The following is a 14,884-nucleotide window of genomic DNA, read 5'->3' on the forward strand; positions in this document are numbered from 1 at the left end:
TTTATATAATTCCCACTAATTGGGGTCAGTCCAATTTTCCTAGGTTCTTTATTATTAATCACAAACAATGACAGAATTGAAAAGTTATTCTTCTCAATAAAAGATGTAGCCCGAAAATGAAGAATTTCACCGGAAAATAACACAGACAATGTCAATTGAGGCACATGGTTAGTATGAATATTGTCCCCCCTTCTTTTAATCTTACGTGGTAAAATATGATTCAATAAAACGGGTTATTTGTTTATATTGTATGTAACCATCTGCTACATATTCATCATTCATCGTAACTAATGGGTAAAACAACTCATCTTCATTAATTCTTTCTATAAATTGCATATCATGATCAGTTAAATTTTCAGTATCATTTCGTATGTCAATATATGTAAATTCAAAATGATGTTGAGGAAACTTTCTTAAAAGTAATGCTTGAAGCCATTGATAAGTATCTATAGAAGTAGGTGCATTTACACAACTCGCACAAACGACTTCTGCTCCATATACGACAACACTAATTTTAGTCATTAAAATCCCCTATCTTATTTTATAGATTTTTACTACTTTATCTATTATAATGTAATAATAATGATTATGAAATAATTGCTCTGAAAGGAGACATGTCACATGCCTACTGAGAATCCAACAATGTTTGATCAAGTAGCAGAAGTTATAGAACGTTTGCGTCCATTTTTATTACGAGATGGTGGCGATTGTACGCTTGTAGATGTTGAAGATGGTATAGTTAAGCTACAATTACATGGCGCTTGCGGAACATGTCCTAGTTCTACAATAACCTTAAAAGCTGGCATCGAGCGTGCGCTTCATGAAGAAGTTCCAGGTGTAATAGAAGTAGAACAAGTATTCTAATATATCCCTATATATTTATAAACCTAGGACTCATAGTAACGTCCTAGGTTTTTTTAATTTGATAGAAATGAATAATACTTTACATCGAGGTGTTTCCCTTACAAATCTCGTTACACGGGATGAACAACGAATTCTGTACCTAGTTCACCTAATTTTATTTCGGTTAATAATATTATTTGTTGCCTTGATGTTAATCATCTTGACGACCTTTGTGATGTTTGTGTGGTGGTTTATTTTTAGAATAATCGACTTCATGATTTTTAGGTGCATGACCATCCATATGTCTTGCGATTTGCTGGTCGACATAAACCCAACCTTTCCATCCAATATGAACAGCATCACTAATTACGTACTTTTCATAGTCCTTGTTTGTCAAATCATAAATTTTTCCACCATTATCAACTACTGTTGAATGAATCTTTTTATATACAGCTTCACGTCTATCTTTTTTGATACCTATATGATCATACCATCTTCCATTTGAAGGTATACTAACATATTGTACATCAGCTCCAGCAGCATGTAGCGTTTGCACTAATAGTTTTAAATCTTGGAACTCAGGTGAGTTAATGTTGAACTCATAATCCCTTTTGATTTTACGCTTGTTTTGTTTTATCAATTTCCAATATGGATCTCTTATATCATATTTATTAGATTGAGTATTTGCTTTGCCTATATCGACAGCTTTATGTTTCATTTCATCCCATGAAGCATCTTCTCTTGTTGCCGGTTTTACTTCTTCTAAAGGTGGCTTAGTGAATGAGAATAATGATTTAATAGCTTCAATCTTAGTTAATTGATTTTCTTTAAATGAAGAAATGTAGTTTCCAGAGACATCATCAGGGCGTTTTGCTTGTTCTCTAAGGTATGACTTATTGTGTGCATGCGGAAACTGTAACAATCTTTGTGCATACCGTTTCTTCAAATTAGCTGGCATATCTTTTTGATTAAACATCTGATTGATTTGACTTTGTGACATACGAGCATCAAAGTTTTGATTTGTTAATCCATGATTCGTAAACCATTGTGGAGAAATAATAAATGTAAATTTCTTTCCTTTTAAATTGTCGTATTGCGCTGCAAGTTCAACTGCATTAATTAAATCTGTCGAACCTCCCGCACCAATAAGGAACGTTTCTTTACTAGCATTTTGTTTATTTAGCGCTATACCTGGATTAAAAGGATCATCCTTTTCCAGTTCACTGGAACCATAAATCGGGTAATACTTATTTGACTCGAATAATTTATTTTGAATGAGCGTGCCTTTTAAAACTTGATCAGTTAAAGAAATTCTATTATCAGCTAACGTCTTATTTGTCACAAGACCAGTAAACCAACTTGCTGGTAAAAATAAAAATATAATAAATATGACGCTGCTGATTATAATGGGTAAGAATGGTTTCAGTTTCATCGTAACTCTTCTAAAGCTTCTACAATTTTATTAGGAGTTGCCCACTCATCTCTATCAAAGTCCATAATTGACACTTCAATATCCAATTTATTTTGAATTTCTAAAAGTAAACCTACAGTTTGAAATGAATCAATAATACCTTCTTCAAAGATTTCTACATCTGGGTTTTCCTTCACAATGTTATTTTCAGCTACTTCTGCTAATAAATCTAATACTTGTTCTCTAAATTCCATAATTAATTACTCCTTTATTAAATAAATTTGCCTGAGAAAATTAAGAATCCGAAAGTTACAAAATGGAAGGTAATGATAATACTTATAGCTGTAGTGAAACCATTTTGCCAACGTGGTGGATGCTTTTTACGCCAACGCTCATAATAACCATAACCTATGAATAACGCTGCGTGGTATAATCCATATACAATGTAATATACTTCTAGACCATGCCATACTCCCATTATGAAAAAGTTTAAAAAGAACGCTACATTTGACATTGCAAATTGACTTTTTAATAACTTCTTACGTGACATGTAGAATAAAGATCTCATATAGATACAATCTCTAAACCAGAAAGATAAAGTCATATGCCATCTATTCCAGAAATCTTTAATATTTTTGGCTTTAAACGGTTGTTTAAAGTTAGGTGGCGTCTTAATACCATATAAATAACTCACTGCAATCGCGAATAAACTGTATCCTGCAAAATCAAAGAATAAATATAAGCTATAGACGTACATATATAGCCACATATGAGTAAACCCATGTAGGTTAAGTTGTAAAGGATTAACAGCGTATGTCTGAATCAAATACGCAATAATATATTTATATAAGAACCCTAACATAATCATATGAATTGCTTTGATAACAAGCTCTCTGTACTCTGCACCACTAGGTACTTTCTTATCATCTTTCACAAAACGTTTATATCTATCAATAGGTCCAGATGAAATGGTTGGGAAGAAAGAAATGAATTGTATCAATTTCCCTACTTTGATTTCTTTAATAGAACCATCACGAATCTCCATAATTAATTGAACACTTTTGAAAGTGACGTACGAGATACCTAAAAATCCTACAAATTCAATTAATTTACTTTCATGGAAGTGAATTTGATGTCCACCTAACCATGAACTCTGTAATATCTTAACAATTGCTAGAGGGAGAATAGACAATACCATAATTGTTACAAATTTTGTAAATGTATTCTTCCTTTGTCGTGATTGATAGTAGTACATAATGAGGGCAACCTGCCATATGACATAAATAATAAAACAAAAAAGTTGTGCACTTAGATATTTTTGCCCTAACAGATTATGTTTATCTGATGCAAATATAATGACAATCATGATTGCTGTACTTATACCATTGTAAATATAACTTCGCTTACCTAAGAATCCAAGTATTATCACAGGTATAAGAACGATAAATGCAATTAAGAAAAATGTAAATGTGCCATAAGGTATCATCCGTTTACAACCTCGGCAATTTTCTTACGATCTAATTTACCATTTAATGTGAGTGGTAGTCGTTCCATCCATTCGAACTTTCTAGGAATCATATATTCTGGTAAGCGTGATTTAAGTTCGTGTTTAATTTGAGTTGTCATTGCTAAATTATCTTCTACAGATTCAGTAGGTACTACTGCTCCTATTAAATGTACGACCTTTCCATTTTTATAAACCGGCACAACAACAGCCTCTCTTACATGTTTTGACTGGCGTAATTGTGTTTCAATTTCCTCTAGTTCCATACGATAACCATTTAGTTTAATTTGGAAATCAATACGTCCTTGAATAAACCACAATCCATCTTCAATTTTAGCTTTATCCCCAGTATGATATGTTCTGACACCGTCTTCAAAATTAAATACTGCGGCTGTCTTTTCTTCATTCTTTAAATAACCTAAACTGACGCTTTGCCCCTCAATGACAAGTTCTCCTTCTTCAGTAGCAAATAATCTTGTACCAGGTCTAGTCACACCAACTGGTAAAGGATTATATTGATTTAAAATTTCTTCTGTGATTTGTATACTTGTGACTGCAACAGTAGCTTCAGTTGGTCCATATGTGTTATAAATCATTGAATTCGGAAATCTTTCAACTAAGACTTTAGCTGTTTTATGCGGTAAAATTTCCCCACAGAAAAAGAATTGCTTTAAGCTATTATATTGTTGTTCATTTAAATTAGGTAATAATAAACACATTTCTATAAAAGAAGGCGTAGAAACCCAAACATTCATCGGTGTTTGAACTAACATTTCGTTCAATAGTTTAGGTTTTTTGATCATATCTTTATCAACAAGATTTAAAGTACCACCTGATGTTAAACAAGGATAGATTGCCATTACTGATAAATCAAACGAAAATGGCGCTTGATTTAACCATTCTTTACCAGTACCAGTTTTATTTAAAGATACCATCCATTCTGCGAATTCATTTAAACTTGCATATTCAATTTGTACACCTTTAGGTTCTCCCGTAGACCCTGAAGTAAAAATTGTATATACTACATCGTTTTGCTTCATTTGACTATCAAAGACAATTGGATATTGTGAATCCTGAATATCGCTAACCTTAAGCACTTGTGCATTTGTCTGTTCCAAAGTCTCATCTGAAGTATTGAAAATGATTTCCGGTTGTACTTTATCAATAATCATATTGACACGTTCTTTTGGAACAGAAGTATCGATAGGAACATAACCGCAACCGGATTTAATCGCTCCAATCATACCAACAATCATGTAAGGTGACATGTGACCATATAAAATCATTGGCTTTTTACTATCTTGTAATAGATGTGCTAACTTACTTGATTCTTCATCAAGTTGCTTATATGTTAGCTCATCATTTGTATGTCTAACCGCAACTGCTTCAGGTTGTTCCTGAACAAAGTGGTTTAGAATATTAATTAAGTCTGCCATAACTACTCTCCCTCATTAGAATTCATTATAAATGAAGTTGTTTTGTGTATCACCACTACCATAAATTAAATACAGCGCTATAAAAATAGCTAAATATAACAAAGTGATTAAGTAAGGCTTCATTTTATCAAAATATTTGTTAGAAGGCTCTTTTCCTTTCATTTTTAAATAGCACCTCTCAAACTCTAACTATTATTAATCGTAAATCTTCTCAATGTTCTTATATTAAATCATGTACTATGAACCTTAATCATTACTAATAGACATCAAGCAATACAATATACATTTTATAATTTAATTTTACAATTCATTATATCTTTGTTTCAAATATAATTCAATTCAAATTTTATGTCTTCATTAAAATTGTATTGAAATTTTTACATATTCAAATCATATGTCAACGACTTAATTAGAAATGGTTCTCTCTTTTTAAGAACAACATTATTTTAATTCTAAAGCCATAATTAGACAATTACAGTGGATATAACAAAATTGTTAGTTTTATCAAATAAAAAAATTCACGTTATCACATTCAATTGATGGAATATGACTAACGTGAATAAATTTTAAATGTGTAAAGGGGTTACAGGGGTTAGTGGTGCATCATTATTTAATACTGCTTTAATATTATCTATACAAAGTTGTACCATTCGATTTCTAGTGACTTGAGATGAACTTCCTATGTGAGGTAACACCACAGCGTTAGGTAATTTCAGTATTGGATGGTCAGGTTGAATAGGTTCTTGACGCATAACATCTAAACCACAGGCTTGTATCTCATGATTTTTTAATGCTTCTAAAAGTGCTTCCTCATCTACAATTGCACCTCTTCCAATATTAATGAAGACAGCATCATTTTTCATTTTATTAAAAGCTCGATTATCAAATTGATTCTCAGTTTTCTTTGTTAAAGGTGCTGTGCAAATAATAAAATCACTTTGTTCAAGTAAAGAGCTAAATGTTACATATGTAGCATTTAACTCACTTTCAGCAATTAAATCACGTTTGCGGTTGTGATATATTATCCGTGCATCAAACCCTTGTAAGCGACGTGCAAACGCTTTTCCTATATCACCCATTCCAAAAATACCAACAGTTGCACCGTATACATCTTTTCCTGATAATAAGTATGGTCCCCAACTTTTCCACTTACCCTCTTGAATATATGAAGTCGCTTCTATGATTCTACGGGCTACAGTAAGCATCAATGTAAACCCTAGTTCGGCAGTTGTCTCTGTCAGTACGTGAGGTGTATTAGTAACAACTACACCATGTTTCTTTGCTAATGTAATATCAATATTATCAAAACCTACAGCCATATTAGCAATCACTTTAAGTTGTTGTGCCCTGAGAAATACTTCTTCATCAATATGCTCACTCAATGTGATCACACATGCTGTTGCATCTTCAACGTTAGCAAGAAATGACTCTCTAGACATGGGCGTTAAATCGTGTTCCCACATGACAACTTGTCCTATTTTTTTAAGTTGTTCAATGTAGTGTTGTGGAATTTGACGTGTTACGAGTATTTTATTCATATGCACACCTCTATTAATTTCAAAACAGATAGATGATAATTTTATTTTTCTAATTCTGCAATAGCTACATTTAAATCTTTAAATGAATACGTAGGCGGTATTTCTTTAGATTGAATATCTTCATACGTACTCACACCAGTTTGAACATGTATCGTATCAATACCCACGTTAATACCTGACATAATGTCTGTGTCATATAAATCACCAACCATTGCCACTTCTGATTTTTCTAATCCAAGTATATCTAAAGACTTAGACATTATAATTGTTTCAGGTTTACCAATAAACTCTGGCTGAATGCCGGTAGAGACGCTGACCACACTCGTAATAGCACCATTACCAGGTAAAAAACCTCTCTCTTTAGGTATTGATACATCTGGATTGGTAGATATAAATTTAGCTCCATTACGTACAGCTAATGTTGCAATTGATAATTTTTCATATGTGACCTTTTCGTCTAAACCAATAACTACATAATCAACATGTTCATCGTTTTTTATTGAAAGCCCTGCATCAGTTAGTGCAGTTTTAAGTCCATGGCCACCAATCATATATACAGTTGCATTAGGATGCTGTTCAGAGATATAATCCGCTGTTGCCAATGCTGACGTTACAACTTCATCTGGTTTAGCATCAATATGCATCTCACGTAATTTCTCAGTAACTTGAACAGGTGTCTTTGTAGAATTATTAGTTACATATAGATGAGGGATATGATTATTATTTAAATAATCTATAAATTGTGCGGCACCGTCAATTTCCTCTGTGCCTTTATACATTGTCCCATCTAAATCGATTAAGTATGCCTGATAATGTTTCACTAGTTATTCTCTCCTTTTCCAAATGCGGTAATTGGTACATTTTCATTTTCTAAAAATTGTCCTACTTCTTGAATAAATTGCTTATAGTGTGGTAGTGCATCATCAAATAACGGCTCAATTTTATTCATATTCAAATCGATATAGTGATGTGCAAACTGTTTTCTAACATCAATAGTTCGATTGATATGTGATTGTGTTTCTTTTGAAATAACATTTTCCAATTCTAAAATATCTATTACATCTTTATAATTACCAGGATCTCTTAAAATAAACCCATCTATAATCATATTGCCGATATCTACAGAAGATTCAATTAACATTTGGCCAATTCGTTCAAAAGCATATGGATTCCTTTTATTATCATTGTAATCTTCAGTGAGCTTTTGTAAGTAAGTGATTTTCTGAGTTAGTTTATCTTTATCTACGAAATACATTCGCTTGTCACCTCTTCATACATCTAATAAATTAATCATACCATAGTTTTGCAGTCATCATCATTTGTCGTTATACTTAAATATAATAGTTTTCGCAATGTAAAGGAGCGTCAGAGATATGATAGATATGTATTTATATGATGATGAAGAACAAAGCCAAGTACAGTTCGTCGGCTTTGTTGGTGAGCATAGTCGCTACGACTTAATGCTTGTACAAACAGATAGACACTACGGTAAAACTTTAGTTTTAAATATGCAGACTAATCAATTTGGCATTATAGGTTCAGATGATATAGAAGAAGAAGGTTACATTTCTCATATATTAGGAGTATCAAAGGAAGAAGCGGATGAAATTATTGAATATTTAAATGAGGTTATTCAATAGAAGCGTTATGTTATAAAAGTCCACTTAAATTGAGATGACGCTCTCAACTTAGTGGACTTTTATTGATCTATAGCTCGGGTATGTTTTTCTGTGTCTTGAATAGTAGGTTGAATCTTAACATCATGTAATTTATCAATGATATCTTCTTTATCATCCATTTCTTCAATAAATTCATTTGGTGACAAACGTCTGACAACAAAATAAGGACAACCAAAATTACAATATTCTAATATATAATCTTGAATACTTGAAAACCGTTTACTTATTTCTGCCTTTTTATTACTATCTTTATAAAATCCTTTTAAGCGTAATTGATCGTAACCATAATCACCTACGACATAATCATATTTATCTAATATATCCGAATACCTAGCAGAAAATATTTCCTCATCAAAACATTCTCTATATTCTTCTATCAATTCAAAATATTGTTGGTCGACTTTAATCATATTTTCACCTTACAAAAAATGAAATAGAGGCAATAAGCATCAAAAATGCCATAAATCACTCACCGATATCTTCAATACACACATTTATTAAAAATATAATGAAATTTTATGTATCACATAAATTATAGATACTCGATAAGCGAGGCACTTATGCCTCTATTTTTAATAGTTTAAAAAATTATTACTTAATTGAGTTGTTCTTCACCTTGGCGTTGTTTCTCTTTAGCCGCTTCATTCACTTGTTCATCAGCATGATACGAACTTCTTACTAAAGGTCCTGCTTGACAATGTTTAAATCCTTTTTCCATTGCAATCTTTCTCATTTTACCAAATTCTAATGGCGTATAATATTTCTCAACTTTCAAATGTTTTCGAGACGGTTGTAAATATTGACCTATAGTTAAGATATCAACATCATTAGCGCGTAAATCATCCATCGTTTCATAAATTTCTTCCATCGTTTCACCTAGACCAACCATCAAACTAGATTTTGTTGGAATATCAGGTTGCAATTCTTTAGAACGACGTAAAAATTGTAAAGTTCTATCGTAAGTTGCTCGAGCTCTAACTCTTGGTGTTAAGCGACGAACCGTTTCAATGTTGTGATTAAGAATGTCTGGTCTAGAAGCCATTAATGTTTCAAGGGCTTCATAATCGCCACCCATGTCAGATGGTAAAATTTCTATTGTTGTAAATGGATTTCTTTCTCTTACTTTGCGTACTGTTTCTGCATACACATTTGAACCTTGATCTCTTAAATCATCACGTGCAACAGCAGTAATTACAACATGTTTTAAATTCATTAATTCTACTGATTCTGCAACTCGTTCTGGTTCATTTAAATCTAATTCATTAGGCAAACCCGTTTTTACTGCGCAGAATCGACATGCTCTTGTACATACTGCCCCTAAAATCATAAATGTAGCTGTACGACGCGCACCCCAACATTCGTGAATATTCGGACATTTAGCTTCTTCACACACTGTGTGTAAATTTTTCTCACGCATCATTTTCTTAAGACCAGTATAATTATCGTTTGTGTTAAGCTTAATCTTTAACCAATCCGGTTTACGTAAAATTTCTTCATTTCTAGTCGCCATAACAACGCATACCCTCCTGTTTAATATATCTTCGTTTATTATAACATATCGGTATTAACATTAAATTAAAATTCAATATACGCTTTTTTATAATTTTAGTAATTTCTCTTTAAAAATATCACGTAAAAATTCAGGCATAATATAATCTATAGATAACCCCTTTAACAGTGGGAAATATCTTCCAAAAGTATACATATCAACAGTACCTAACGTATATTGTTTATCATTTTGAATCTCTTCATCGCCTATAAAATAACGCTCTTCTGACTCAATAAAGCCAAGATTATATAAAATATATCCTCCAAAGATATCCCCTCTAAAACCAAGACCTTGTGCATGTTCGTGCATATATTCTTGCTTTTGGCTTTTTTGAATCACTTGCTTTAATTGTTTGCCAGTTAATCGAACCCTTACAATATTGATTGGATGGGGTAACATGCGATGTATATCATATTCCGTCACTTTATCAGCTTCAATGCCTTTTACTATAAGTCCAGCATTTACGATTGCACAATCAGCGCTTGAAAACTCATATACACTCTCAGCCAGTAAATAGGATGTTCTAGTAATAACATCTGTTCTTTTGACTAAGTTCACATGATGATTAACTACTGGTTTACTTAGAAGTGCTCTTCCTTGTTCTTCAAAATGTGTCTCGACTAAAGGAAGTGTTTCAATAGGATGAATTTTGGCGATTTTATCAACGATTTTTCCATTTTCAATCGTGATATTAACTTCACCTAAATAATAGCCATATTTTCCTGCAGCTGCCATCAAAACACCATTATTTATTTCTCCATGTTCAAAATGATGGTGTGTATGACTACCAAAGATAACATCTATTTCCGGAATCTCTTGGCATAACTTTTCATCAAAAAAGATACCGACATGGCTCATAACCATCAAAAGATCATATTCACCTTGATGTGCATTGATTTCATCTTTGATTGCCGCTAGTGGATCAGTAACAATCCAATCCAGTGCTCGATAAAAAGGTGTGAACGGCGCCGTTGCTGCAACAAATAAAATACGCGTTCCTTTTATTTCTTTGATATACGAAGAGGCAATATGATGTGGAAGATGTCCCTCTTCATCTATGACATTCGTGCAAATCACTTTAAAATTCGCATCGTTATATAGATTTTGTAAAGCATCATGAGAAATTGTCATTCCTTCATTATTTCCAATGGTTGCAATATCACAATGTGCTTCATTTAAAAGTTCTATATTTTTATGTCCTACCGTAGCTTCTGTCACAGGTGCTGATAAATCAACATGATCACCTATATCTATATAGAGTGAGGGATGTTCAAGTTGCGGTCTATGTTTTGCCATATAAGCTTGAATACGAGCATATTCATTTAAATGACTATGAATATCATTCGTGTGATATATTGTTAATTCCATAACATGATCCCCCTCTTTAAAATTTATATACTTAATTGTACTTTAGCATTAAAGAACAAAGTCTCAAAGCATAACTACTTCACTTTTAAATAAAAGATTTAATGATTAAATATACCCCCATGATAAGCATTACTGTTCTCAATAACATCACAACTGTGTCGGATTTCATAGATCGATTGACCCTTACACCTATTTGTGCACCTATCACACTTGAAATAATGAGAATGATGGAATATCCCCAAGCCACATGTCCTTGAAGGATATGCCCTATCGAACTCATCACACTTGAAAAGAAAATCATCATCATACTTGTGCCTACTGCAACATGTGGTGGAAATCTAAAGACGATGAGCATAAGAGGGGTCATCAATGCACCTCCACCTATGCCAAACAGCCCTGTTAATATCCCAATAAATAACGTTGTTATAAAAGCAAACAGAGGAGGGACACTATAACGGTATGTTTTCCCTTCAGCATCAACATATGTACGCGCATACTTAGGTTTGTCAAAAATTTTAAAAGGTTTTATTTTGTGACGAATCATCAGTAATATCGACACAAATATCATAAACACGCCAAAGTATAAGTTAAATGAATCAAGTGTAAGGTATCTACTTAAAAAAGAACCAACCAAAGATCCAGGTAGTAGCCCAAATAGAAATATCGAGCCGTTTTTTATATCTACTTGTTTGGTTTTTAAATATCCTAATGAGGAAGATAGTCCAGTAACAATCAGAATAACTGAAGAAGTACCTATTGCAATTTGCGTCGTAATACCATGTAGAAGATGATGGTTTACGCCTAAATAAACAAGTGTGGGGACGATGATGATTCCACCACCAATACCAACGATAGATCCTAAAATCGCTGAAAATCCCCCTATTAATATTAATAGAATAATTGTTAATAACATGACATTCGCCTCTTAAAATAGTTTTAATTGTTGTGGTGCTAAACCTTCATAATCAATGTCTAAAATATTTTGATACTTTTTAGCATTATTAGCTGCATGACCGCCAGAATTATTATTAAAAATAACGTATACTTTCTTAGCCTTTTGATTAAGTATTTCGACTTTACGAGCCAAGTCAGCTAACTCTTCCTCGCTATAATCATATAAATATCTTACATCTCGCCATTCTTGATCAGTCATATCTTTTTTAGTCCAACCATAATGATTACGTCCATGATAACGTACAAAAGCAATATCACTAGTAATCCTATTTACTAAAGGAATGCTCCCCTCTTTAATTTGAGGTTCATCTACCACTGCATGAATGATTTGATGTTGTGTTAAGAAAGATAAAGTTTGCTCTTTATATTGATTGTCAAACCATGATTGATGTCTAAATTCAATGCTCATCGGAATATCACTTAATTGTTTTCTCACATATAAGATGTAATTTATATTTTGAACGTTACAATCAAACCAGGGTGGGAATTGTACGAGCACCATCGCCAATTTATTATGCTCTTTTAACGGATTAATCATTTCTTTAAACTGTTTAAATAATACATCTCTCGACTCTGCATAATCTCTATAGTCAGCATGTAATGTTAATGCTTGATGAATTTTAACGACGAATTGAAATCTATTCGGCGTTTCATTTATCCATTTAATTATATTTCGTTCTGGCTGTATCGCATAATACGAAGCATCCAATTCTACTATCGGGAAATGACTAGCATAAGTTTTTAACTTATCTGTTTTACGCTCTAAATCCTCATATAATGTATCATGGTCACCCCAACCAGTAAGACCTATTTCTATCATATTTATCACCAACAACATGATACCACATTACAATTCATTGATTCACTTGAGTTAAATTAAATTTACATATTCTTTAATATACACATATCTGAAAGTTAAACAAAAACACCTCTTATGGTAAGAGGAAGATACAACCACTTTCAAATATCTTGTATAACCTTAGCAATAAAAACTAAGGTTAATAAAAATTATATTTATCGAGTTTTTCATTCTATTATTGCCTACTAAAATAAAAAAACACCTGGAACATTGTATCATGTCCCAGGTTTTCTATCTTTACAATTTATATCACAGCTAAATTATACAACATCTTAATTGCCCCGCAACTTGTTTGACATTCATAGCCACTATCATTTTTACAACAAAATTAACGATGCATCATGCTTTGCGGAAATTTTTGATGTTTTAATTTATTTTCTTCTTCACGATCCATTTCATCCTCAATATCCATACCAAGTAGCTCTTCTATTAAATCTTCGTGCGATACAATAGCATCCGTACCGCCATATTCATCTAATACAATCGCTAGATGTTTTCGTGAAACGGTCATTTTACGCAATACCCATTCTGCCCTATTATGTTCATTTACAAATAAAGGGCTTGATGCATAATTTGTAATTACGTCCTCTTTATGTTTACTCCAAGCTAATAAATATTTTGAGTGGAATACACCGATGATATCATCTATATCTTCATCATATACTGGATATCTAGTATATGGATTATTCATCACTGTATCATAAGCTTCGTCATATTTTACATCCTTTGAAAAAGCTACAACATTAATACGGGGCGTAGTATCAACATCCTTAACTTTCAATTGTTCAAAGTCCATAACGTTTTGAAGTCGAGTATTTTCTATCTCATTAAATGCACCTTCTCTACCCGCAATATTTAATAATGTGCGAATTTCTTCTTTAGAAAATCTTTTTTCAACAGGTTGGCCTCGAGATAGTAAATGATTAATACCATCTGTCATCTTGTTTAATAAAATTGTAATGGGCTTGAGTACAATGACACATATATGAATGATAGGATACACAAGTTTTGAAATTTTATCAGGAAATGTTGCAGCAATTGATTTAGGAATCACTTCAGAAATAAGTATAATCACAATTGTTACAATTGCTGATGCTATTCCCACGTTCACTCCAATATCAATCGCTAAGATTGTCACGAGTGTAGGTAAAATAATATTCGCTACATTGTTACCGATTAATATAGCAGTGATAAACTCACTTGGTTTATCTAATAACTTTGTTAAACCTTGCGCTTTACGATCACCCTTTTTAGCTTCAGTTTGAAACTTAGTGCGATTCGCGGCTGTTAATGCTGTCTCACTACCTGAAAAGAAAAATGAAACAAATATTAATAGTATAATTGCAATAATCATGATGCATTTCTCCTTAAGATTTAGTCCTTATTAATACACTATTTCCCGAGAAATGAGTTATCAAACTTATCATTCATATTGGATTACCACAACGCACGAATATGAAAGAACTAATGTAAAACATTTTTATAGTTTATCGTGGCTTACTCTCGTAAAGTATATCAGTAACTTAACTATTCCTTTTGTTAAAAATTAAACGATTAGCTATGATAATTCATTTCATTTATTGAAGTAAAGAGTTCAGACTTCTAAAAACTACCACTTTAAATACTTTGTAAAAATATAAGAAGTAAAAATCAGCTAAATATATTGTAAAATGAAATTCATGTCGTAATTATCATTAAAATGTTAAATAACACAATGATAAAAAGTGGTTTAATAGTTCTTAA

The 14,884-nt window shown here is 32.2% G+C and carries 17 protein-coding genes; 2 read left to right on the forward strand and 15 right to left on the reverse strand.

Going from position 1 to position 14,884, the window contains the following annotated elements:
* Positions 1-201: 201 nt before the first annotated feature.
* Entirely contained in the window at positions 202-522 is a 321-nt protein-coding gene (locus HMPREF2897_RS11570) for a YuzD family protein (protein WP_002446032.1), read from the reverse strand.
* Positions 523-621: 99 nt separating this feature from the next.
* Here HMPREF2897_RS11570 and HMPREF2897_RS11575 point away from each other — a divergent pair, with 99 nt between their 5' ends.
* The gene (locus HMPREF2897_RS11575; RefSeq protein ID WP_001831958.1) at positions 622-864 is read left to right on the forward strand and encodes a NifU family protein; all 243 of its coding nucleotides are present in this window, start codon (positions 622-624) and stop codon (positions 862-864) included.
* 190 nt (positions 865-1,054) lie between these two features.
* Here the strand turns inward: HMPREF2897_RS11575 and dltD are convergent, their stop codons facing one another.
* The 8 genes from dltD to HMPREF2897_RS11615 all read right to left on the reverse strand — a co-directional run bounded on the left by dltD (position 1,055) and on the right by HMPREF2897_RS11615 (position 7,987).
* Positions 1,055-2,275: a D-alanyl-lipoteichoic acid biosynthesis protein DltD gene (gene dltD, locus HMPREF2897_RS11580; protein WP_070593304.1), complete on the reverse strand. Its 1,221-nt coding sequence runs from the start codon at positions 2,273-2,275 to the stop codon at positions 1,055-1,057.
* Positions 2,272-2,508, reverse strand: a complete 237-nt coding sequence (dltC, locus tag HMPREF2897_RS11585; protein ID WP_001831996.1) for a D-alanine--poly(phosphoribitol) ligase subunit 2 — start codon at positions 2,506-2,508, stop codon at positions 2,272-2,274. The genes dltD and dltC overlap by 4 nt, the downstream gene beginning before the upstream one ends.
* A 17-nt stretch (positions 2,509-2,525) precedes the next feature.
* Entirely contained in the window at positions 2,526-3,740 is a 1,215-nt protein-coding gene (gene dltB / locus HMPREF2897_RS11590) for a D-alanyl-lipoteichoic acid biosynthesis protein DltB (protein WP_070593306.1), read from the reverse strand.
* A complete protein-coding gene (gene dltA / locus HMPREF2897_RS11595) occupies positions 3,737-5,194 on the reverse strand; it encodes a D-alanine--poly(phosphoribitol) ligase subunit DltA (RefSeq protein ID WP_070593308.1) in 1,458 nt (485 codons plus the stop codon). Before dltA ends, dltB begins: the two co-directional genes overlap by 4 nt.
* 15 nt (positions 5,195-5,209) lie before the next feature.
* Positions 5,210-5,356 carry a teichoic acid D-Ala incorporation-associated protein DltX gene (locus tag HMPREF2897_RS11600; protein WP_001831913.1) on the reverse strand — a complete coding sequence of 49 codons (147 nt, stop codon included), beginning with the start codon at positions 5,354-5,356 and terminating at the stop codon, positions 5,210-5,212.
* Positions 5,357-5,760: 404 nt separating this feature from the next.
* Entirely contained in the window at positions 5,761-6,732 is a 972-nt protein-coding gene (locus HMPREF2897_RS11605; RefSeq protein WP_002475050.1) for a 2-hydroxyacid dehydrogenase, read from the reverse strand.
* Positions 6,733-6,773: 41 nt separating this feature from the next.
* On the reverse strand, positions 6,774-7,553 hold the full coding sequence (locus HMPREF2897_RS11610) for a TIGR01457 family HAD-type hydrolase (protein ID WP_002446027.1): 780 nt from the start codon (positions 7,551-7,553) through the stop codon (positions 6,774-6,776).
* Entirely contained in the window at positions 7,553-7,987 is a 435-nt protein-coding gene (locus HMPREF2897_RS11615) for a DUF86 domain-containing protein (RefSeq protein ID WP_070593310.1), read from the reverse strand. Before HMPREF2897_RS11615 ends, HMPREF2897_RS11610 begins: the two co-directional genes overlap by 1 nt.
* 118 nt (positions 7,988-8,105) lie before the next feature.
* Here HMPREF2897_RS11615 and HMPREF2897_RS11620 point away from each other — a divergent pair, with 118 nt between their 5' ends.
* A complete protein-coding gene (locus tag HMPREF2897_RS11620) occupies positions 8,106-8,372 on the forward strand; it encodes a DUF3055 domain-containing protein (protein ID WP_002439025.1) in 267 nt (88 codons plus the stop codon).
* Between the two features lie 59 nt (positions 8,373-8,431).
* Here the strand turns inward: HMPREF2897_RS11620 and HMPREF2897_RS11625 are convergent, their stop codons facing one another.
* The 6 genes from HMPREF2897_RS11625 to HMPREF2897_RS11650 form a co-directional block, all read right to left on the reverse strand.
* A complete protein-coding gene (locus tag HMPREF2897_RS11625; RefSeq protein WP_002446025.1) occupies positions 8,432-8,821 on the reverse strand; it encodes a YutD family protein in 390 nt (129 codons plus the stop codon).
* Positions 8,822-9,006: 185 nt separating this feature from the next.
* Positions 9,007-9,921, reverse strand: a complete 915-nt coding sequence (gene lipA, locus HMPREF2897_RS11630) for a lipoyl synthase (protein ID WP_001831979.1) — start codon at positions 9,919-9,921, stop codon at positions 9,007-9,009.
* A gap of 87 nt (positions 9,922-10,008) precedes the next feature.
* Positions 10,009-11,328 (reverse strand): bifunctional metallophosphatase/5'-nucleotidase, encoded by a 1,320-nt coding sequence (locus HMPREF2897_RS11635; protein WP_070593312.1) that lies wholly within the window; start codon positions 11,326-11,328, stop codon positions 10,009-10,011.
* An 85-nt stretch (positions 11,329-11,413) separates the two neighbouring features.
* A complete protein-coding gene (locus HMPREF2897_RS11640) occupies positions 11,414-12,241 on the reverse strand; it encodes a sulfite exporter TauE/SafE family protein (protein WP_002446023.1) in 828 nt (275 codons plus the stop codon).
* Positions 12,242-12,253: 12 nt separating this feature from the next.
* Positions 12,254-13,102, reverse strand: coding sequence for a DUF72 domain-containing protein (locus HMPREF2897_RS11645; RefSeq protein WP_002446022.1), 849 nt, complete (start codon positions 13,100-13,102; stop codon positions 12,254-12,256).
* A gap of 367 nt (positions 13,103-13,469) precedes the next feature.
* Positions 13,470-14,495 carry a hemolysin family protein gene (locus HMPREF2897_RS11650; protein ID WP_070593314.1) on the reverse strand — a complete coding sequence of 342 codons (1,026 nt, stop codon included), beginning with the start codon at positions 14,493-14,495 and terminating at the stop codon, positions 13,470-13,472.
* Positions 14,496-14,884: the final 389 nt, after the last annotated feature.

This window comes from Staphylococcus sp. HMSC065D05 (assembly GCF_001813195.1).
Lineage (GTDB): Bacteria > Bacillota > Bacilli > Staphylococcales > Staphylococcaceae > Staphylococcus > Staphylococcus epidermidis.

Excerpts from the sequence above, each read along its gene's own strand:
- HMPREF2897_RS11620 (WP_002439025.1), top strand. The coding sequence starts at position 8,106 with ATGATAGATATGTATTTATATGATGATGAAGAACAAAGCCAAGTACAG.
- dltA (WP_070593308.1), bottom strand. The coding sequence starts at position 5,194 with ATGGCAGACTTAATTAATATTCTAAACCACTTTGTTCAGGAACAACCT.
- HMPREF2897_RS11635 (WP_070593312.1), bottom strand. The coding sequence starts at position 11,328 with ATGGAATTAACAATATATCACACGAATGATATTCATAGTCATTTAAAT.
- HMPREF2897_RS11570 (WP_002446032.1), bottom strand. The coding sequence starts at position 522 with ATGACTAAAATTAGTGTTGTCGTATATGGAGCAGAAGTCGTTTGTGCG.
- lipA (WP_001831979.1), bottom strand. The coding sequence starts at position 9,921 with ATGGCGACTAGAAATGAAGAAATTTTACGTAAACCGGATTGGTTAAAG.
- HMPREF2897_RS11650 (WP_070593314.1), bottom strand. The coding sequence starts at position 14,495 with ATGATTATTGCAATTATACTATTAATATTTGTTTCATTTTTCTTTTCA.
- HMPREF2897_RS11605 (WP_002475050.1), bottom strand. The coding sequence starts at position 6,732 with ATGAATAAAATACTCGTAACACGTCAAATTCCACAACACTACATTGAA.
- dltB (WP_070593306.1), bottom strand. The coding sequence starts at position 3,740 with ATGATACCTTATGGCACATTTACATTTTTCTTAATTGCATTTATCGTT.
- dltC (WP_001831996.1), bottom strand. The coding sequence starts at position 2,508 with ATGGAATTTAGAGAACAAGTATTAGATTTATTAGCAGAAGTAGCTGAA.
- dltD (WP_070593304.1), bottom strand. The coding sequence starts at position 2,275 with ATGAAACTGAAACCATTCTTACCCATTATAATCAGCAGCGTCATATTT.
- HMPREF2897_RS11625 (WP_002446025.1), bottom strand. The coding sequence starts at position 8,821 with ATGATTAAAGTCGACCAACAATATTTTGAATTGATAGAAGAATATAGA.
- HMPREF2897_RS11575 (WP_001831958.1), top strand. The coding sequence starts at position 622 with ATGCCTACTGAGAATCCAACAATGTTTGATCAAGTAGCAGAAGTTATA.
- HMPREF2897_RS11640 (WP_002446023.1), bottom strand. The coding sequence starts at position 12,241 with ATGTTATTAACAATTATTCTATTAATATTAATAGGGGGATTTTCAGCG.
- HMPREF2897_RS11645 (WP_002446022.1), bottom strand. The coding sequence starts at position 13,102 with ATGATAGAAATAGGTCTTACTGGTTGGGGTGACCATGATACATTATAT.
- HMPREF2897_RS11615 (WP_070593310.1), bottom strand. The coding sequence starts at position 7,987 with ATGTATTTCGTAGATAAAGATAAACTAACTCAGAAAATCACTTACTTA.
- HMPREF2897_RS11600 (WP_001831913.1), bottom strand. The coding sequence starts at position 5,356 with ATGAAAGGAAAAGAGCCTTCTAACAAATATTTTGATAAAATGAAGCCT.